The organism is Anaerococcus martiniensis (genome assembly GCF_043187485.1).
GTDB lineage: Bacteria > Bacillota > Clostridia > Tissierellales > Peptoniphilaceae > Anaerococcus > Anaerococcus martiniensis.
Window position 1 is genome coordinate 560,249 of sequence record NZ_CP171106.1, and the last position, 20,204, is coordinate 580,452.

Sequence of the window (20,204 nt, forward strand, 5' to 3'; positions counted from 1 at the left end):
CCTTACTTAGCTCTTTTTTCGATGTAGTAAGAATTATTACCTTTTTTGGTAATTTCTTCCCCATCTACGCCTAGTTCACGTGCCATAATTTCTATTATTGATGGTAAGCAGAAACCACCTTGGCATCTGCCCGCTGTTGCACGAACACGTCTTTTGATTCCATCTACTGTTCTTGCACCAAGTGGTCCATTGATTGCATCTACTATTTCACCTTCTGTTACTTTTTCGCATCTGCAGATGATTTTACCGTAGAGTGGATTTTCTTTGATAAGTTCGTTATGAGCTTCTGTGCTCATTTCACTTGTTTTTGGTATTGGGTTTCTGCCTGGCTTAAATTCTTTATTTTCTGCTAAGTCTAGGGATTCTTTTACTAGATTTGCCATATATTTTCCAATGGCTGGAGCTGAAGTAAGCCCTGGGGATTCTATACCAACACAATCAAAAAATCCTTTTTGACTTTCTTCTAGGATAAAGTCTCCGCCTGATTCGTGGGCTCTGTTCCCAGAAAATGAAGTGATGACTTGACGAACTGGCACATTTTCTACTGTGTCTTCTACTTTTTCTATTACTTCTTCAATTCGCTCTTGGGTTGTCACAGTGTCTGCTTTATCATCTACAAAATCTGATGTTGGACCTATTAGGGTATTGCCATCGATTGTAGGAGTAACTAGGATTCCCTTTCCTTTTTCTGTTGGCAGATTAAATAAGACATGATTTACAAAGCCACGAGTTGCCTTATCTAAAAGTAAGTATTCTCCACGACGGGCTCTCACATCAAATTTGTTGTCATTTAATAATTGGTTGTGGATAGCATCTGAGTATAGGCCTGCTGCATTTACAACCGCACGAGTTTCGATTTTTTCGCCATCTTGGCTAGTTAAAACATAATGGTCATCTATTTTTTCTATACTTGTAATTTCTGTATTAAATTTATAGTCTACTCCATTTAGGTTTGAGCCTTCTGCGTAGGCGATGTTCATTAAAAATGGATCGACAATGCCTGCTTCTTCACAAAGTAGGGCTGCATATACATCTTTTTCTACATTTGGCTCAAGTTTTAGTATTTCTTCATTATAAATGATTTTCATACCACCAACGCCATTTTCTATCCCCTGATCGTAAAGTTCTTGAAGTTTTGGAAAATCTTCTTCCTTGTGGCATAAAACCAAGGTGCCAATTTGTTGGTATGGGAATGAAAGCTCTTTGGAAAGCTCACTCATCATGTGGTTGCCTTCTACATTCATTTTTGCTTTCATAGAGCCAGGTTTGGCATCATAGCCACCGTGGCAAATTCCTGAGTTTGCCTTGCTGGTTTCTTCACAAACATCTGAGTGTTTTTCTACCACTAGAAAATCGCCAGCGTATTTGGATAAATTGTAGGCTACAGATGCACCTGTGACACCTGCACCAATTATTACAACATCTTTCATTATTTACTCCTTTATGTACTAAATAAAAAAGAGCTACTTTGCTATGGTACTTTTGGGTAAAGTACGCCTATATCTATCAAAGTAACTCTTTTCTCTAAATTATTTTGCTGTATATTTTTATTTTACTTCAAATCCTTTGCCCAGTCCACTGATCTTGAAATTGCTTTTTGCCAGTTGTAATCTTTGGCATCTCTTTCTTCTTTGCTGATCTCTGGTGTAAAGACCTTATCAACTTGGCGATTTTCGATGATTTCATCTAGGTTTGTGAAATAATCTACTGCAAGTCCTGCAAGATATGCAGCACCTAGGGCTGTTGTTTCAAGTGTTTTTGGTCTTTCTACACTTGTTTGGATCATATCAGCTTGAAATTGCATTAAGAAATTATTTGCACTTGCTCCACCGTCTACTTTTAGCTCTTTTAATTCATTTCCAGAATCGATTGACATAGCTGAAAGCACATCATTTGTTAGATATGCAAGTGATTCTAATGTTGCACGGACAATATGATATTTGCTTGTTCCTCTTGTAATACCAACGATTGTTCCACGAGCATATGGATCCCAGTATGGAGCACCTAGTCCTGTAAATGCTGGCACAACATAGCAACCGTCAGTGTCATCTACTTTTGTAGCTAGATATTCTGTATCATCTGATGCATCTACTATTCTTAATTCATCTCTTAGCCATTGGATAGCAGATCCAGCTACGAAGATAGATCCTTCTAGGGCGTAGTTTACTTTTCCTTCTTCAAGTCCCCAAGCAATTGTAGTTATCAGACCGTTATCACTTTTTACTGCTTCTTCTCCAGTATTCATTAATAAGAAAGCACCTGTTCCATAAGTATTTTTTGCTTCTCCTGGATTAAAGCATGTTTGACCAAATAAGGCCGCTTGTTGGTCTCCGGCAATTCCTGCAATTGGAATTGGTGAACCAAATAATCTTTCGCTTGTTTCTCCATAAACATATGAAGATGGTTTTACATCTGGAAGCATGCATTTTGGAATATTTAGCATTTTCAATAATTCATCATCCCATTCTAAAGTATGAATATTATAAAGCATGGTTCTTGATGCATTTGTGTAATCTGTGATGTGAACTTCACCACGGGTTAAATTATATACTAACCATGTATCAACTGTACCAAATAATAATTCGCCATTTTCTGCTCTTTGTTGACCATTTTCTATATTATCAAGTATCCATCTAATTTTTGTACCAGAAAAATATGGATCAACTACAAGCCCAGTTTTTTCTTTTATCATCTTGCCATAGCCATCTTCTACCAATTTATCAGCCATGTCAGCTGTACGACGGCATTGCCAAACGATTGCATTATATACAGGACGACCTGTTTCTTTTTCCCAGACAATAGTTGTCTCACGTTGGTTAGTAATACCGATTCCAGCTATTTCTGAAGCATCGATATTTTTTTTAGCCATAGCTTCTGTACAAACCCCAAGTTGAGTTGACCAGATTTCTGATGGGTCATGTTCTACCCAACCTGGTTTTGGAAAATGTTGGGTAAATTCTTTTTGTGCAACAGAGATAATTTCGCCTTTTTTGTTAAAAATGATCGCTCTATTACTGGTTGTACCAGCATCCAAGGCCATGATGTAATCTTTCATAATATCCTCCTAGATTTGCTACATTTGCCATACATTATAATTTGATGATGAGATTGCAATCGCTCCTGAATTTATTGCAGCCATTACCTCTTCTTTTGAGGTAATCATCCCTCCTGCAACTATTGGAATATTGGTTCGTTTTTTAATATCTTTTATGGTATTTGGCATTATGCCCGGTAGGATTTCTATGACATCACAATTTATATCTTTTATGGTCTGCTTCATATTTTCATAGCTCATGCTATCAAATACAAAAAATCTTAATACAGCAAAAAGACCAAGTTTTCTTGCATAAATAACGTTTGCAGTCTTGGTCGAAATGATACCATCTGCTTCTGTATATCTTTTTATAAAACTTCCTGCATAAGTCGAGCTTGAAAGACCCTCGATAAGATCTTCATGAACTATTACAATCTTGCCACTAGCCTTAAGTTTTTTAACAATAGTTGGTAGCGTTTCAAGGTTTCCATACAAAACAAATACAATTTTGTTATCGCTTTCCAAAGCTTTGTTAAAGTCCTTATTATTTTTTATAGCCATGATGACAGGATTTGCATAAAGCTCTTCTAAAATGCTTTGGCTTGTCATAAATCCTCCTAATAATAGACAAAACGAGCCCATAAAACATCCATCGGCTCGCTCTCATCACTCATATTATTATAATATTACTTTATCATAATCCTATATTGATTGCAAATATTTTCCTTAAAACTTTAGCCTAGAAGTTTTGTTTGCCTTCGGTTACCCCGTCGCTTGATAAAACTTTTGGAATGGTCTTTAAAAATATTTTTAAATCCTTGATAAATGTAATATCAGATGCATAAATACCATCTGTCTCTGCTTTTAATTTTGGAGATAGGTTATCCCTACCAGATATTTGTGAAAGTCCTGTTATACCTGGTTTTGCACTATATGCTCCATTTGCTGCTCTTAAATCTAAAAGTTCTTTTTCTTTTAAAATAACTGGTCTTGGCCCTATAAAAGACATCTCTCCCCTTAGGATATTTATTAATTGTGGAAGTTCATCTAGGGATGTTTTTCTTAAAAATTTGCCTAGAGGAGTTATAAAATCTTCTGGGTTTTCAAGCTCCCATGTAGAAGCGTTTTTTGGTGCTGACATTTTCATAGACCTAAATTTGTAGCATAAGAAAGGCTCATTAAAAACTCCTGCCCTTTCTTGCTTAAAATAAACTGTTCCGTCTGGTTCTTCTATCTTTGAAATTGTTGCTATAATTAAAAATACAGGACTAAGAAGGATTAGTAGTATTAAAGCAAATAAAAAATCTAATATGTTTTTTATATATTTTTGATACATATAACCCTCCTTAATGTATCCTTAGTCAAGGAAAAGCTCTAACTCATCCTCATTTAACTCCCTATATGCCCCCTCATTTAAAAATGGATCTAGTTTTAAATCTCCAATAGCAATGCGTTTAAGTCCTACAACTTCATTGCCTAGATTTGAAAATAGTCTTTTAACTAAGTGAAATTTGCCCTCGGTTACTTTTACAATGGCTTTTTTCTCATCTATTATTTCAAGTTTTGCAGGCCTTGCTATGTAACCTTCTTCTTTGATTTCCACACCATTTTTAAATTCATCTATCAAAGACTCATCGATTGGGTCTCTAGTTTCTACTTCATAAGTTTTTTCTATATTTGAATTTGGACTGGTAATCTTGTGGATAAATTTGCCATCAGTTGATAATAGCAAAAGTCCATTTGTATCCTTATCAAGCCTACCTGCAATTGATAAGTCAAGCATTTGATAAAAATCATCCAGCAAGTCAATTACAGTTTCATCTTCATCAACTGTTGCTGATAAAACTCCTGCTGGTTTATTCATAATTATATAAATATTGTCAAAATATTCTACAAACTCTCCCATATAGAAAACTTCATCTACATTTGGATCAACTTGAGTAGATGAATCTTTTACAATTTCTCCATTGATAACTAGGGCACCTTTTTTTGCATTTCTTTTGATATTGCGACGAGTGTCTAGTTTTGCATTGCCTATCATCTTATCTACTCTCATTTGCTCCCCTTTTCTATCACCTTATAAACAGCTTGGTTTAGCTCCTCGTAGTTTACATAAAAATTTGTCAAATATTCTCTACCCTTAGCTGTAATATAATAATATTTTCTTTTTGGGCCGATTTCTGATTTTTTGTATCCACCTAATATATAACCCTTTTTTGTTAGTCTGCTTAAAATTGGGTAGACTGTCCCCTCTGTCATTGTGTAAAAACCGCTACGTTTAAGCTCTTCTACTATTTCGTAGCCATAGGTTTCGTTATTTTTTATTATATGGAGGATTACTCCTTCTATTACGCCCTTTAACATTTGAGATTCTATCATAATATCACCTAGCTATATTGTATTACATAGTAGAGTTTAATCAATATCTGTCACAATAGTATTTCATAGGACAGTACTTACATTCATTTATATCATCTGTTTTTTGGTAGATGTGGTCATTTACGATATTTTTTGCAATATCATCTATCAAATCAATATCAAAATCCCTTTCATTTACTGGTAACAATTCATCATTGTTTACAAAATAAAGATACATTTGATTTACTTTTTGCTTATTATACTCCATTATATATTTGTAGGTAATCAGCTGGTTTTGATATTTTTCCAGGACTTTTTTATCGTAAAATCCTGTTTTGATATCCAAAATCGAATTATCAGCTAGTAATATATCTATATTACCCTGGAGTATATAAAAATCCCTGTCAGCCTTAAAGTTTATCTCAGTAGATTTTACGTCAAATTTTCTATTTTCAAAATTTTCTAATGGGATTTTGTAGGCTGGGTCTTTGGCCAATAACTTATCAAAAAAGTTATTATTTAAATTAGTATTAGGATTTTTGGCCAAATATTCGCTTAGATTATGGACATTGGTCCCAAATTCCAAAGATTTTGTCAAAGGCAATTTGAAATTTAATTTCCTTAAAAATTTATATTTTAATGGGCAAGAATTGTAAATTGCGATATCTGTTGTGTAGGCTAAGATAGCTTTTTCTTTTTTTGCCTCTGCTTTTTTAAAATCAATTGTCCTTAAAATCGAACTATCTGGCAGGGTATTTGCAAAATTTTGGATAATATTGTCCCTAGAATTGTCCAAAACAACCAAAAGTTTTTTGGCACGGGTAAAGGCTGTGTAATATTTTCTATAAAAATCACGGACTCCTCCATCAGAATTAGTATTTGTTTTCTCATAGGCTGACAAAAAAGTTTTTCTATCTTCTCTTGGATAGTCATTAAGTCCTGAGACAAAAACCACGTCAAATTCTAATCCCTTGGCATTGTGGATAGTCATAAAATTTATGGCATCTATTTCTTCAGATAGGTTTTCAAACTCTTTTATAGCCTTGGTTTTGTAATGGTAGAAAAGATAGCCGTATATAAATTCTATATAATAATTTGGATTTTCTCTATCAAAAACCTCCTCATATTCACTAAGTTTTTGGCTAAAGATTGCAATATTATTTTGGGCCTTTTGACTTTCCAGCTTATCAAGTTTTTGGCCTAAAATTTCCTTTAAAATTGGGAGATTGAAAGATTTATATAAAACTTCGCTTAAGGAAATGTTTTTTGTATTTTGAAATCCTCTTATAAATTCATCAATTTGAGTAGATTTAAATGTCTGGTCATCAAATAAAGACGCTATATATCTTCTAAAATAAAGTTTGTCCAGTTCTTCTTTTGAAAGATTTTCCTGGTAGCCAATATTTGATGGATATGTTGTGAAAGTTTTGGCAAAAATATACATTAAAATTTTAATCTCGTAGGATTCAAAAAAGTTTGTGCTTGCCTTATTTAAAACTGGTAAAGAATTATTTTCTAAATACTTTTGTAAATTTTTGGCATAGGTATTGTTTAGGGTTGGAAATAAAAATGCTATTTGGTTCAGATTTAAATCTTTTTTTAATATATTAATTATTTTTACCAAATTTTCCATGTTTTCAGCACGAGCCTTAACAACCGTATTTTGATTGACCTTGCTATCGATAGATTTTAAATTTTTAGCAAACAATTCTGATTTTTCATTTGCCTTTATAAAGTCTTGGGCAACATCAATTATGGCTTGGTTTGACCTATAATTTATATCTAGCTTATAAAAATTTGCTGGAGCATTTAATTTATGCCTACAAACCTCATTAAATTCTAATAAATTTTTAGGATCTGCCCCCCTAAAGCTATAAAGGGACTGGTCATCGTCCCCAAAAACCATAATATTATTGTTTTTTAAAAGACCAAAGGCTATCTCCTGTTGGATAAAGTTTGTATCTTGATACTCATCTATTATTACAAAGTCAATACCCTCACGTATTTGTGGGCCGATAATAGGATCAGCCAATAGGTCATAAAAATTTTTTAAGATCATCTGGAAGTTTAAAAGATGATTTTCCTTTAAAATATTTAGATGAGTATTAAAAATCTCAAAACTTATCCTATCTCTAGGATTTTTTGAATTTTTTAATACTTGAGGGTCGATGAGATTATTGGTAATTTTAGCAAAAATATCCTGTATTGTGTAAACTTCATAGCCATTGATATTTTCCCTAAAACCATCGATTTTATAAAACCTATCAAGATAACGCTCGATTAAATATCCCTCCATTTGAGGCTCTATGACCTTATTGTCAAAAAAACTATCATCTAGTTTTTTGTAATCTGATAAAAAACTAGATGCCAAGCTATGAAAATTACCTATTTTAAGGTCGTTTAAATCAGAATTGATTCCTTCTTTTTTAAATTCTGTAATTATTCTTGAATTTAGCTCAGCTGCAGCCTTTTTGGTAAAGGTTGTAAGCAAAATTTTATTGGCAGGAATTCCATGATTTTTTACCAAATCGACAACTTTTTTTACAATGGTAAAGGTTTTGCCAGTGCCAGGCCCTGCAATAACAGCAGCTGGTGTTTGGCCATATTCTATAATTAATCTTTGTCCTTCATTTATCATAGTATCAGTTCATAGGCTATGCGTGGTTTAGTCACGCCAGCATCTTTGATATAAATTCGTCCAAGTTCTTCAAAACCCATCTTTGAAATTAGACCACGCATCTTAAAATTGTCCTCATGGGTATCTATGCGGAGTGAATCTTTATTATTTTCTTTTGCATAAGCAATTATTTGATCAAAAAATTTGCTAGCTATACCCTTGCCTTTTTCATTTGAATCTACACAAAAGGTATGAATTGTATATGCATTTACTCCCTTTACAATATTCATAACTGCTGCATATGTTGGCTCATAGTCTTCTGACAAATAGGCATAGGCCAAAATTTTATCATCATTATCATAAACAAAGGCATTTTCACTTGATATTTGCCTGCCCAAAAGCATTATGTCAGGGCTACCGTTTTGCCATTGGTCTACTCCATCATTTTTTAGAGCTACTTTTGCATCATCTACTATCATATTTACATTTTTTAAATCACTTAAGTTTGCTTTTCTCATAGGAATATTATACCTTTAAATTTGCATATGTATTTTTTATCAAAATCGGGTATGTAATAAATATATTGATTATAATGTGTAAAGGGGGGAATATTTATGTATGATTATTTAGTTATAGGTAACGGCATAGCCGGCCTTTCAGCTACAGAAGAAATTAGAAAAAAAGATGCTGATGCTACAATATTAATAGTATCAAACGAGAAAAAAAGTACTTATTGGAGGACTAGGCTATCTCATCTAATCAGCCAAGATTTTGAAATTGATGATCTTTCAGTTAAAAAACAGCCTTGGTATGACGAAAGAAAAATAGATGAGAGATTAGATTGCCCTATAGAAAAAATTGACTTAGAAAAAAACGTTGCCATACTTTGTGATGGAGAAGAAATTGAATATGGCAAAGTCCTTATAGCGTCAGGTGCAAGGCCATTTATTCCTCCAATAAAAAATATTGAAAGCAAGGGTGTTTTTGCAATTAGAACCATTGATGATCTGATGAATTTTAAGGAATATGTAGCAGATAAAAGCAAAGTAGTCGTTATCGGTGGTGGTATCCTAGGCCTTGAAGCAGCTTATTCTGCCCTACTTTTAGAAAAAGAAGTAACTGTAATCGAAAGCTTTGACTATTTACTATCACGCCAGCTAGACAAGGACTTATCAGAAAAACTTGAGAAATCTTTAAATGATATGGGTATTAAGACCTATACTGGCAAATTTACTGAAGAAATAATTGAAGAAAATGGCATAGCTAAAGGAATAAGACTATCAGATGGTACAGAAATTCCAGCAGATGCCATCATGGTTCAAGCTGGTATCCGTTCAAATATAGACCTTGCCAAAAATTCTGGCCTTGATGTAGACCGTGGTGTTTTAGTAGATGATGGACTAAAAACAAAATATGACAATGTCTATGCAGCTGGAGATTGTGCACAAATTGGTGATTTTACAATAGGTCTTTGGACAAGCAGTCAAGAAATGGGGAAAATTGCAGGCAACAATATGGCAGGGGTTAGCCAAATGTATGAAAAACCAAAACCATTTTCAACTCTTACAATTGGCAATATAAAAATATTCTCAGCTGGCCTAAGCTCTGGTGAAGGTATTGAAGAGGAAAGAAAAGAAAAGGACGGAAATATCTACAAGTTATTTAAAAAAGATGACAAATACGTAGGTGGTATCCTCTGGGGTGATATTAAATACCAAAATGATGTGAAAGATGTTGTTTTTAACGCAAAAGATCTTAAAGAAACAAAACTTGGGGAGATTTTTGCCTAGTTAAAAAAATTACTTAATTTTATCAAAATAAACTAATAAAAAAACGAAATGGGAAGTCCATTTCGTTTTTTTATTACAATTTCATTGAATTTTGTCTTCTTCTAAGTCTTGTGACAGTTGCCCTATCATCTACTTCTACCATGGTCATATCAATTAATGTGTCCTTTGGAATATCAACTGTTGCAACTGTTTTTTCTGTTATCATACCTATTGGTAGTAGGTCTTCTTTGATGGATCTTGTGTGGCTGGTTATCTTTCCGTATACTTTTTCGCTGCCTATACCATCTAGGGTTTCACCTTTTTTGATGTCCCTTTTTGCAATTGTAACTGTATCCGCAACTTGGCCTTGGATTGGGGCTATTGTAGCTTCATTTTCTACAACTGCCTTAAATATTGTAATTGGCGCTTCAAGACTTGTTAGGTGGTAAGGTCTATACATTAAATAATTTGGACCATCTCCAAAGCCTAAAAATTTCATAAGGTCACGTACATCTTCTTTATCACTTGTTACTATGATAAATACTCCTGGTGCCATGCCTGTTGAAAATTCTACTACCTTGTAGTTATCTAGGTTTCCGCCATCTTGTTTTAGTTTAAAATCTTCAACAGCACTTTCTGGCGAACTTGCTATGCCATGGCAGCCAAATGTGTCTGGCAAAAATCCTAGGGCATTACATACGCTTGTAAGTTCAATCATGGTGTTTGTACCATCTACAAAACTTGTTAGCATTTTTGCTGAGAGTTTTTTCTCTTTTGCTTCTTCTTTTAGGCTTTCTGGGGTTGCGTACTCATCAAGTCTGTTGTTTTTGCCCTTTCCAGCTACTAGGACATCAAGCCCCATTCCAAAAGCATTTTCGCAAAGATCTATTATCGCACCTGGTTCATCACCAAGGATTCCTGTATAAACTACTCCTGCTTTTTTAGCCATATCGTGTAAAACTGGACCAACTGTTGCTTCACATTCCACATTAAAGGAAATCATGTGTTTGTGGTATTGGATAGTTTTTCTGGCAATGACTGCACCAAAGGATGGATTGCCTGAACAATCTACAACTGCATTTATTTGTAAAAGCTTGTAGCATAGTCTATAGTTTGTAGAAACACAAACATAGCCTTTTTCTAAGATTTCATAACCCTCGTTATAGTCATCCGTGTATATGATTTTATCCTCAGCAACACCAGCTTTTTTCAAAGCTTCGATTGCCTTTTGTGGAGTACGGTCAATAACAAGCTTTACTTCCATTGCATCTATATTTGCAAGTTGGGAAATAAGGCTAGTACCCATTTTGCCAGCTCCCATGATGGCAAGTTTGATTGACTCTCCATTATATTTCATTTCATTTAATTCTCTACTTATTTTAAACATCTAAGCTCCTTAAATAATCGCTGGCCACTTTTGCTGTGGAGGCTGCCCAGGAAATATTATATCCTCCGCAATCACCAGCTACATCTTGGCATTCTCCTATGAAAAAAACATCCCTAATCTTTGTAGATTCCATAGTTTTGAGATTTATAAAATTGCTATCCACTCCACCAAGAGTGACTTGGGCATTTTGTCTATCATGTATGTCTATTACTTCAAATCTTAGCGACTTTAGAGTATTTACTAGCTTATCAAAGTCCCTATTATCGATTTCAAAGCCCTTTTTGAAAGGCTTAATCTTTGAAATTTTTAGCATATCATCGATTAATTTTTCATTGATCACACCAATTAATATATCTTTTATAGGCCTTTTAGCAAATTTATTTATAAGGCTAGACAGATAATCTATAAAGTCTTCTCGGGAATATTCTGGGAAAAAGTCTATATATATATGAGAGTACTTTTTATAAGATAAACTTTCTGACAAATCATTTGAAATATCTAAAATCGCTGTTCCTGTTAGCCCGTAGTCTTGAAAAATCACATCATCGGTAGATGCTTTTATAAATTTATCATCTACATATAAACTTGCTTTTGCAGTAACCTTTGTTCCCTTGGCTTTTTTTGAAAGTTTCTGACGGGTCTCATAATTTGTTATGGCATAGGTCATATCTGTAAGAGGAATTTGATTTTTTATCAAATCAAAAATCTTACCGTCTGATCCCGAATTTTTTAAAGTAATCCCACCACTTCCTATTACTAATTTGTCATATGAATATGTTTTTGTATTGGTTTTTACTTTTTTATTTTTAAAGTCAATTTTTGTGACTTCTTCATTAAATATAAAATTTGCCTTATCCTCTGCTGCCAAAAATAGAGCATCTCTGACAGTTTTCGCACTCATAGTCTTGGGATAGCACCTACCTGATGGGAGATTTGTTGTGGCAATCCCAATTTCGTTTAGATATTTTATCAAATCTTGGTTGGTAAAATACTTAATAGTATGGTTTATAAGTTGATCATTGTTTGCCTTAAAATTGTCTACTGAAAAGTTAAGGTTGGTAAAATTGCAACGTCCATTGCCAGTTGCTAGAAGTTTTCTGCCAGCAAATTCATTTTTTTCAATAACTGCGACATCGTGTTTGTCCATAAAGGAGGCAAAAAATAGACCAGCTACTCCTGCCCCAATCACTAAAATTTTCATTGGTTTTTTATAGCCTTTTGGACTGTTTCCATCTCGTTATATGGAGTTTTTTCATTGCCGTGATATTTCATAAAATGCTCTTCGCCCTTGCCAAGCATAAGGATATAGTCTCCCGGATTTGCTTTTTTTATAGCAAAGGTCATAGCTTCAAGGCGGTCTTCTATGCGTTCATATTCTCCACCAAGTTCATCAATACCAGCTGCAATCTCATCTGTGATGTGTTCATAATTATCAAATTTTGGATCATCTGTTGTTATTACTGCAAAAACATCATTTTTAGCACAGGCATTGCCTATGAGTCTTCTAAACTCTGTATTTCTGTCACCATTTATGCCAAAAACTGCATAGGTTTTTACATCTTTTGGTATAGATTCAAAAATAGCCTCAAAGGCCCTTGGTGTGTGGGCAAAGTCTATGATTATATTTTTATCTAAATCATTTTCTACATATTCAAACCTAGATGGCAATCCCTTAAATACTTTTAATTTTTCAGAAATTTCATTAAGGCTTACTCCCATATTATTTAAAGTTGCAATTGCTGCAAGTTTATTATAAATCTCATAATCTGCAATGGAATTTATAGTAAAATCTACTCCATTTACTTTAAAATCAGTAGTTTTTTCATTTTTTACTATATCAGTAGCCCTATAATCAGACCCACTTTCTTTTCCAAAGCTAATTGCATCTGGGAATTTTTCTTTGGCTTTTTTGCCGTATGGGTCATCTATATTTACAATTTTATTCTTTGCATGATCTAAAAGTATCATCTTTGCTGCAAAATACTCATCCATCGTTTTATGATAATCTAAATGCTCTGTAGAAAGATTTGTAAATATCCCATAGTCAAAGTCTATGCCATTTAGGCGGTTTTGAACTAGGCCATGGCTTGATGCTTCAAGTACAACATGATCTATATTTTTTTCTAAACTCTGATTAAAAATCTTATTTAGAATATATATATCTGGTGTAGTGTTGGATGTATCTGAGCGTTCATCTCCTATGAAAGTGCCGTCTGTACCGATATTTGTAGCATTGCCATAGATTTCTTTCATCAAATAATAAATGGTAGTGGCAGTAGTAGTTTTGCCATTTGTACCTGTTACTCCAACAACTGTCATCTTCTTAGATGGGAAATCTTCTAGGATATTTGAAATATCAGATAGGGCATATCTACTGTCAGCTACTTTTATATAGTTTATCCCATCTTTAAAGTCTATATCATTTTGATAAACTATGGTTTTTGCACCATTTTCTATGGCATGGTCGATGTATTTGTGGCCATCATTTAGTGTTCCAGCCACCGCTACAAATATATCACCTTGCTCTACTAATTTTGAGTTGTTTGTTATATTTTTTATTTCTTCATCATTTTGTTTTTTTATATCTATATAGTCAATTTGTTTTACTAAACTATCAAAGGTCAATGTATTATGTATCCTTTCTTAGCTATAACATCGTGGATTTTTTTGACATGGTCTGGGCCGTTTGTTTCTAAGGTGATTTCTACATTTATATTTTTAAATCTGCTGGCTTCTTTTAGGCTGTCATGGTCTATTGATATGACATTTGCCTTGGTATAGGCAATATCTGCCAATAAGGATTGGAGTTTGCCAGGTATATTTGGCACTTCCACGTTAATACGGGTAATGCGGCCAGTTTCGTATAGTCCACGATTGATAAGTTGGGAGATAAAACTCATATCGATATTTCCACCACTTATAATAGAAACTACATTTTTGTTATAAAAATTAAGTTTATTAAGAGCAGCCAGACTTAGGGCGCCAGATGGCTCTGCAACTAGTTTGTGCTTTTCCATTAAATTTATAAAGGCCATGAGGATTTGCTCATCAGTTACTGTAATCCAGTCATCTACATAGTCTTTGGCAATGTCGTATGTGTATGATCCCACTTCTGCAACGGCTGTACCATCTGCAATTGTATCAACACCTTCTAACTTAATTATCTTACCTTTTTTGACAGACTCTTGCATAGAACGGGCAGAATATGGCTCAACTCCAATGACTTTGATAAGTGAGTTGATTTGCTTGATGCATTTTGCAACTCCTGCGATAAGTCCGCCCCCACCAACTGGAACGATGACATAATCTACATATTCAAGTTCATCTATTATTTCAAGGCCAATAGTTCCTTGACCTTCGATAACATCCAAATCATCAAAGGGAGGTATAAAAGTATATCCGTTTTCCTCAGCTAGTTTTATGGCATGGTCTTTGCAGGCATCGAAGTTTTCTCCGTATAAAACTACATTTGCCCCGTATTTTTAAGTACCATCTACCTTTATCATGGGAGTTTGTTCTGGCATACAAATTGTAGCATTAATTCCTAGTTTGTTTGCAGAATAAGCCACTCCTTGGGCGTGATTGCCGGCAGATGCTGTGATAATGCCTACTTCTTTGGAATAATCATCTAGTTTTGATAGTTTATTATAGGCTCCGCGGATCTTAAAAGACCCAGTTTTTTGCATATTTTCTGGTTTTATGTAAACGTTATTAGAAGCAAGGTCGGAAAAGTATTCTGAGTAAATTAAGTGAGTTGGTCTAATGACCTCATCTAGTCTCTTTTTAGCACTTGTAAAATCAAACATAGCATACTTCCTTTCTATAGTTGATTATAACAATTTTTTCACAAATATTAAACAGTTTTATAATTCCAAAAATCTTGATATAATTAGAGCAATAAAGGAGAGAATATGAAAATACTTTTGATAATACTAATGGCCCTATCTCTTAGTTCCTGCCAAGAAGCCCAGGACTTTATGTATGAGAATTTTTCTTTGCAAAAAAATATAGATATGGCCGATGAAAATAGCAGAAAAAATATAGAAGGCGACTTTAAATTAGATGGCTTTGGCTACACATTTCCACCAAATGTGGGACGATTTGTTCAAAATGGCTTTGATTACAGCGCTGCCATAGACGGAGAAGCCCAAAAGGAAAATTTAGAAACTCTACCTGCTGGCAAAACCGCTGATATTTTCCTAAAAAAAGATGACAATCAAATCTTTGTAAAAGCGACAAATAATAGCGGGTCTGACATAAATATCCTGGATGCACCTATAAATTATATTGAAATTTCAAACTTTGAACTAGCAAATATGGACTTTGCCCTAGGTGAGATAAAATTTGGTGATGCTCTTTATGATATAGAAGCAAAAGTTCCAGATAAGGAAATTATAGAACTTAGACAAAATACCAAAGATGCCCAAAACGACCAATACTATATGTATTTAAATGGTAAATATGTGGCGATTTTTACTATGTACCAGGGAAAAATTGCTGGAGTCGAGATAATACCAAATGAAAGTTTATCTACTTATGAATAGAAATAATTTGCATTTAAAAAGAGGGCTTTATGCCCTCTCTTATTTTTCTTATAAACCAAGTTTTGCTTCAATAGCTGGTTTATCAAATCCTACGATGTCTTCGCCATCGATGTTAATTACAGGAACTCCTCTGTATCCTTTTGATACTAAGTATTCTACTGCATCTGGATTTTCGTCTATGTTTAATTCTGTAAAGTCAATATTATTGTCATTGAAATATTGTTTTGCTGCTTTACAAAAAACACAAGTATTTGATGTATAAACTTTAATATCTGCCATTTGTATCTCCTTACTTTCATTTACTTAATTACTTATACCCAATTAAGACAATTCATTTGCCAAATTTATATAATCATCTAAGGATAAATTTTCTGCCCTTAGATTTTCTGCTAAATTTAGCTTCTCAAAGGCTAATTTCAAATCATCCTTAGCCACTACATCAGATAAGGAATTTAGGATAGTCTTTCGCCTTTTGTTAAATCCTGATCTTACAAGTTTAAAAAGCATATCTTGGTTAACCTTATCATCATAAAGTCTTAGTTTTAGATTTAGTATGGTAGAATCAATCTTCGGTTGGGGCATAAATACTGATTTTGGTAGGTTAATGACTACTTTTGCATCAGTGTAAAATTTTATAAATACCGAAAGAGAACTATACTCTTTATCAGATTCACTTGCAACCATGCGCTCGGCTACTTCCTTTTGAACCATGATTGTCATATCATCACAAGCAATTCCTGTCGTTATTAGCATTTCAATGATTGGTGTTGTGATATAGTAAGGAAGATTTGAAACCACCTTAAAGCTTTCTCCATTAAATTCTTCTTCTACTAATTTTTTAAGGTCAACCTTTAAAATATCCTCATTGATGACTTTTGTATTTTCAAATTCCCCTAGGTTTTCTTCTAAAATAGGTATCAACGTTTGGTCAATCTCTATGGCCACAACTTTTTTAGCAACCTTTGCCATCTCATAAGTGATAGTTCCTATACCAGGTCCTATTTCTAGGACATTTTGATTTTCAATCTCTGCCGCATCGACAATCTTATCTACAAAATTTTTATCTATCAAAAAGTTTTGGCCAAGGGATTTTTTGAATTTAAAATCATATAGGTCAATAATCTCTCGAACTACCTTCGGTGAATATAGTTTTTTCATAAAGCTTCTACCGCCCTTTCAAATTCCTCACGGCTGATAGCAAAAGAATTTAGCTTGCTTAAAAGCTGCTTAGAATTATAATAACCAATGCCTAAGATATTGCCAAGTTTTTCCCTATTTTCCCTAGCACCCTTGCCAATGGAAAGTCCATTATTTACCAAATCTGCCATTACAAATTCATTTCTTTTTTCAACTGTTTCTGCTTTTGCATTGTTTAAGGCATCTATAATCACTTGTGGCTCTGCATTTTCTACACCCAAGTCGTTTTTCTTTATGGCTAGCTTTCTATCGATATAGGCGTGTTTGGCATCTGGGATGTGCCTTGCAATTTTTTCTCTAATTTTTTTGCCAGCATGGTCTGGGTCTGTGAGGATTATTATGCCAGTGCGTTCATTTATTTTTTCTAAACGGTCTATCAATTCTTTGCCAAAGGCTAGGCCATTTGTAGCAATTATTTCACAATCAACAGCTCGTTTTACATTGGCTATATCATCTTTTCCTTCAACAACTATGGTTTCTTTTATCATAAATTAAAAAACTCCTTGGTATTGTTGTAGGTCCTTTTGGCAAGCTTGTCCATTTTCATATCGCGAAGATCAGCTACTTTTCTAGCAACTTCCACTACACGTCTAGGATCGTTACGAAGGCCACGATATGGGTCTGGAGTTAGGTATGGGCTATCTGTTTCTAGCATTAGTCTTTCGATCGGCACATTTCTTGCTGCATTTTGTTCATTTGTACCATTATCAAAGGTAACTACTCCACCTATTGAAATAAAAAATCCCATTTCCATATATTTTTCTAAAGTTTCTAGGTCATCTGAAAAGCAATGGATTTGGATTTTTAAATCTTGGTAGTCCTTTAAGATTTCAATCACATCATCCTTGGAGTCTCTTACATGGATTACTGCTGGCTTTTCTAGTTTTCTGGCTAGTTCTAATTGGTGGATAAATATTTCTTTTTGTTTTTTCTTATTATCATCTTTCCAATAATAATCTAGGCCTATCTCGCCAATTGCTATTACTTTTTCATTTGTGGCAAGACTTTCCAATTCTTCCAAATCTTTATCAGTAATATCATCAACTTCTTCTGGATGTATGCCCGCCATGGCGTAAAAAATGTCGTATTTTTCAGCAAGTTCTATTGCCATTTTGCTATCAGCTATATTTGTAGCAGGATTTATGATTGCCTTTAGACCAAAATTAGACAGGTCATTTAAAATAAATAACCTGTCATCATCAAATGCCTCATCGGTAAGGTGGCAGTGTGAATCTATTAATCTCATTAAGAAACCTTACTTCCTGGTTTCATATCTTTTAGAGTTGTTAATAGTGATAGTTCATCATCAAAATCACTTGCTAGGATCATGCCTTGGGACTCGATGCCTCGCATTTTTCTTGGAGCAAGGTTTTTAACAACTATTACATTTTTACCAAGTAAATCACTTGGCTCATACCATTTTTTGATACCAGATATAATTGTGCGAGGGTTTTCTTCTCCCACATCAACAGTAAATACTAAAAGCTTGTCAGCATCTGGATGTTCTTTGGCTTCAAGGATTTTTCCTACAACCATTTCTACCTTTGTGAAGTCTTCAAAAGTGATTTCTGGCAGGCTCTCTTCTTCTTCTTTGACCTCAGCGCCCTTTCTAAGTCTTTGGGCAATAAGTTCGTTGTTGCGGTCGTGAAGTTTTTTAAGTTCCACTTCGATATCTAGCCTATCAAATAGGTTATCTCCCTTTGTAACTTTTGCTCCTTCTTCTAAAAGACCAAATTCTCCTGCAGATGCAAAACCTTTGTTGTCTGTTCCAAGTTTTTTAAGGATTTCTTTGCTAGTATTTTTCATCACTGGCTCGATTAATTGGGCAACAATTCTTAATGATTCTGCAAGGTTATATAAAACTGTGTTTAGCCTATCTTTTTTGCTTTCATCACGACCCAAAATCCATGGTTCAGTTTCATCTACATATTTATTAGCTCGTCTTATAAATGTCCAAACTGATTGTAAGGCCTCATTAAATTTAAAATCATCCATTTGGCTTACAAAGTCAGTGTAGGTTGTTTTTGCAAGGGCCTTTAATTCTTCATCGTAATTATCAGTTTCACTTCCCTTAGCAACTAGACCACCATTGTATTTATCAATCATTGATGTAGTTCTTGAAACTAGGTTTCCAAGGTCATTTACTAGGTCAGAATTATATCTTTCCATGTATTTTTGGCTAGAGAAGTTTCCGTCTGATCCAAAGTGGAACTCACGAAGAACAAAATATTTTAAAGCATCCACACCGTAAAGTTCTACAAGTGGTTCTGGATACATAATATTTCCCTTGGACTTACTCATCTTATCATTATCAAAAAGTATCCAACCATGGGCAAAAACTTTTTCTGGAATTGGTAGATCAAGGGCCATTAAAAGGGCAGGCCAAATAATGGTATGAAATCTTACAATGTCCTTTCCTATCAAATGGACACTTGCTGGCCAAAATTTTTCAAATTTCTTTGGATTATCCCCATATCCAATTGCAGATAAGTAGCAAGAAAGGGCATCTATCCAAACATAAACCACATGCTCATTATCAAAAGGAACATCTACTCCCCAGTCAAAGGTATTACGGGTTACAGAAAGGTCAGAAAGTCCCTTATCAATGAAGTTGTTTAACATTTCTTTTTGGCGGAATTGTGGTTCAAGGAAATCTGGATGGTCTTTAAATAATTCTTTTAATCTATCTTCATATTTTGATAATCTGAAGAAATAGGATTCTTCTTCTTGGTATTCAACATCGCGGCCACAGTCTGGACATTTGCCATCTTCAAGTTGACCTTCAGACCAAAAAGTTTCGCAAGGGGTGCAATAATATCCCTTATATTCGCCTTTATAAATATCACCTTGGTCATAAAGTTTTTTGAAGATATTTTTTACATCTTCCTCATGTTGAGAATCTGTTGATCTGATAAAACTATCATAGTCAATTTGGAGTTTTTTCCAAAGTACTTTTGTCTCATCAGCTATAATATCAACAAATTTTTGAGGGCTGGTGCCATGGGCAATAGCAGATCTCATTATTTTTTGTCCGTGTTCATCAGTTCCAGTTACTAGATATGCATCATAGCCATTTAAATTTTTATATCTTTTTAAAACATCAGCAATTATTGATGTGTAAGTATTTCCAATATGTAGGTTACTATTAGGATAGTATATTGGAGTTGTTATATAATAAGGTTTTTTTTCTGTCATAAGCTATCCTTTCTTTTAGAAAATATATAAATATATCATACTTCAAATCTTATCATCTACCTAACTAATTGTAAATTTATTAAATCTTATTATTTTAGAAAAT

Annotated in this window: 18 protein-coding genes and 1 pseudogene; 2 read left to right on the plus strand and 17 right to left on the minus strand. The window is 33.9% G+C overall.

The window, feature by feature from the left end; translation table 11 throughout:
- Positions 1-2: 2 nt before the first annotated feature.
- From ACF3NF_RS02755 to ACF3NF_RS02790, 8 genes are all read right to left on the minus strand, one after another.
- A complete protein-coding gene (locus ACF3NF_RS02755) occupies positions 3-1,430 on the minus strand; it encodes an NAD(P)/FAD-dependent oxidoreductase (protein ID WP_394024006.1) in 1,428 nt (475 codons plus the stop codon).
- Between the two features lie 122 nt (positions 1,431-1,552).
- The gene (gene glpK / locus ACF3NF_RS02760) at positions 1,553-3,055 is read right to left on the minus strand and encodes a glycerol kinase GlpK (protein WP_394024008.1); all 1,503 of its coding nucleotides are present in this window, start codon (positions 3,053-3,055) and stop codon (positions 1,553-1,555) included.
- 18 nt (positions 3,056-3,073) lie between these two features.
- Positions 3,074-3,643, minus strand: coding sequence for a glycerol-3-phosphate responsive antiterminator (locus tag ACF3NF_RS02765; protein ID WP_394024010.1), 570 nt, complete (start codon positions 3,641-3,643; stop codon positions 3,074-3,076).
- 130 nt (positions 3,644-3,773) lie between these two features.
- Positions 3,774-4,370 (minus strand): sugar transferase, encoded by a 597-nt coding sequence (locus ACF3NF_RS02770; RefSeq protein WP_394024011.1) that lies wholly within the window; start codon positions 4,368-4,370, stop codon positions 3,774-3,776.
- 21 nt (positions 4,371-4,391) lie between these two features.
- Positions 4,392-5,090, minus strand: coding sequence for a pseudouridine synthase (locus tag ACF3NF_RS02775; protein ID WP_394024013.1), 699 nt, complete (start codon positions 5,088-5,090; stop codon positions 4,392-4,394).
- Positions 5,087-5,413: a PadR family transcriptional regulator gene (locus tag ACF3NF_RS02780; protein WP_394024015.1), complete on the minus strand. Its 327-nt coding sequence runs from the start codon at positions 5,411-5,413 to the stop codon at positions 5,087-5,089. Before ACF3NF_RS02780 ends, ACF3NF_RS02775 begins: the two co-directional genes overlap by 4 nt.
- A gap of 40 nt (positions 5,414-5,453) precedes the next feature.
- Positions 5,454-8,030 (minus strand): ATP-dependent DNA helicase, encoded by a 2,577-nt coding sequence (locus ACF3NF_RS02785; RefSeq protein ID WP_394024017.1) that lies wholly within the window; start codon positions 8,028-8,030, stop codon positions 5,454-5,456.
- On the minus strand, positions 8,027-8,527 hold the full coding sequence (locus tag ACF3NF_RS02790; RefSeq protein ID WP_394024019.1) for a GNAT family N-acetyltransferase: 501 nt from the start codon (positions 8,525-8,527) through the stop codon (positions 8,027-8,029). The genes ACF3NF_RS02785 and ACF3NF_RS02790 overlap by 4 nt, the downstream gene beginning before the upstream one ends.
- Positions 8,528-8,623: 96 nt before the next feature.
- Here ACF3NF_RS02790 and ACF3NF_RS02795 point away from each other — a divergent pair, with 96 nt between their 5' ends.
- On the plus strand, positions 8,624-9,799 hold the full coding sequence (locus ACF3NF_RS02795; RefSeq protein ID WP_394024021.1) for an NAD(P)/FAD-dependent oxidoreductase: 1,176 nt from the start codon (positions 8,624-8,626) through the stop codon (positions 9,797-9,799).
- A gap of 73 nt (positions 9,800-9,872) precedes the next feature.
- Here ACF3NF_RS02795 and ACF3NF_RS02800 read toward each other — a convergent pair whose 3' ends face one another.
- From ACF3NF_RS02800 to ilvA, 4 genes and pseudogenes are all read right to left on the minus strand, one after another.
- Positions 9,873-11,165, minus strand: coding sequence for an NAD(P)H-dependent oxidoreductase (locus ACF3NF_RS02800; RefSeq protein WP_394024023.1), 1,293 nt, complete (start codon positions 11,163-11,165; stop codon positions 9,873-9,875).
- Positions 11,158-12,366 carry an aminoacetone oxidase family FAD-binding enzyme gene (locus tag ACF3NF_RS02805; protein WP_394024025.1) on the minus strand — a complete coding sequence of 403 codons (1,209 nt, stop codon included), beginning with the start codon at positions 12,364-12,366 and terminating at the stop codon, positions 11,158-11,160. The genes ACF3NF_RS02800 and ACF3NF_RS02805 overlap by 8 nt, the downstream gene beginning before the upstream one ends.
- Positions 12,363-13,790 (minus strand): UDP-N-acetylmuramoyl-L-alanyl-D-glutamate--2,6-diaminopimelate ligase, encoded by a 1,428-nt coding sequence (locus ACF3NF_RS02810; protein ID WP_394024027.1) that lies wholly within the window; start codon positions 13,788-13,790, stop codon positions 12,363-12,365. Before ACF3NF_RS02810 ends, ACF3NF_RS02805 begins: the two co-directional genes overlap by 4 nt.
- Positions 13,787-14,971 (minus strand): annotated as a pseudogene (gene ilvA / locus ACF3NF_RS02815) (threonine ammonia-lyase). The gene ACF3NF_RS02810 and the pseudogene ilvA overlap by 4 nt, the downstream one beginning before the upstream one ends.
- 105 nt (positions 14,972-15,076) lie before the next feature.
- Here ilvA and ACF3NF_RS02820 point away from each other — a divergent pair.
- Positions 15,077-15,709, plus strand: a complete 633-nt coding sequence (locus ACF3NF_RS02820) for a hypothetical protein (RefSeq protein WP_394024029.1) — start codon at positions 15,077-15,079, stop codon at positions 15,707-15,709.
- A gap of 48 nt (positions 15,710-15,757) precedes the next feature.
- Here ACF3NF_RS02820 and ACF3NF_RS02825 read toward each other — a convergent pair whose 3' ends face one another.
- From ACF3NF_RS02825 to metG, 5 genes are read right to left on the minus strand one after another with little or no spacing between them, the layout of a single operon-like run.
- A complete protein-coding gene (locus tag ACF3NF_RS02825; protein ID WP_203127226.1) occupies positions 15,758-15,988 on the minus strand; it encodes a glutaredoxin family protein in 231 nt (76 codons plus the stop codon).
- 42 nt (positions 15,989-16,030) lie between these two features.
- Complete coding sequence (gene rsmA / locus ACF3NF_RS02830) at positions 16,031-16,867, minus strand: 16S rRNA (adenine(1518)-N(6)/adenine(1519)-N(6))-dimethyltransferase RsmA (RefSeq protein ID WP_394024031.1); 837 nt, start codon at positions 16,865-16,867, stop codon at positions 16,031-16,033.
- Positions 16,864-17,394: a ribonuclease M5 gene (gene rnmV / locus ACF3NF_RS02835; RefSeq protein ID WP_394024033.1), complete on the minus strand. Its 531-nt coding sequence runs from the start codon at positions 17,392-17,394 to the stop codon at positions 16,864-16,866. The genes rsmA and rnmV overlap by 4 nt, the downstream gene beginning before the upstream one ends.
- On the minus strand, positions 17,391-18,152 hold the full coding sequence (locus ACF3NF_RS02840) for a TatD family hydrolase (protein ID WP_394024035.1): 762 nt from the start codon (positions 18,150-18,152) through the stop codon (positions 17,391-17,393). Before ACF3NF_RS02840 ends, rnmV begins: the two co-directional genes overlap by 4 nt.
- Entirely contained in the window at positions 18,152-20,101 is a 1,950-nt protein-coding gene (metG, locus tag ACF3NF_RS02845; RefSeq protein WP_394024037.1) for a methionine--tRNA ligase, read from the minus strand. Before metG ends, ACF3NF_RS02840 begins: the two co-directional genes overlap by 1 nt.
- Positions 20,102-20,204 lie beyond the last annotated feature (103 nt).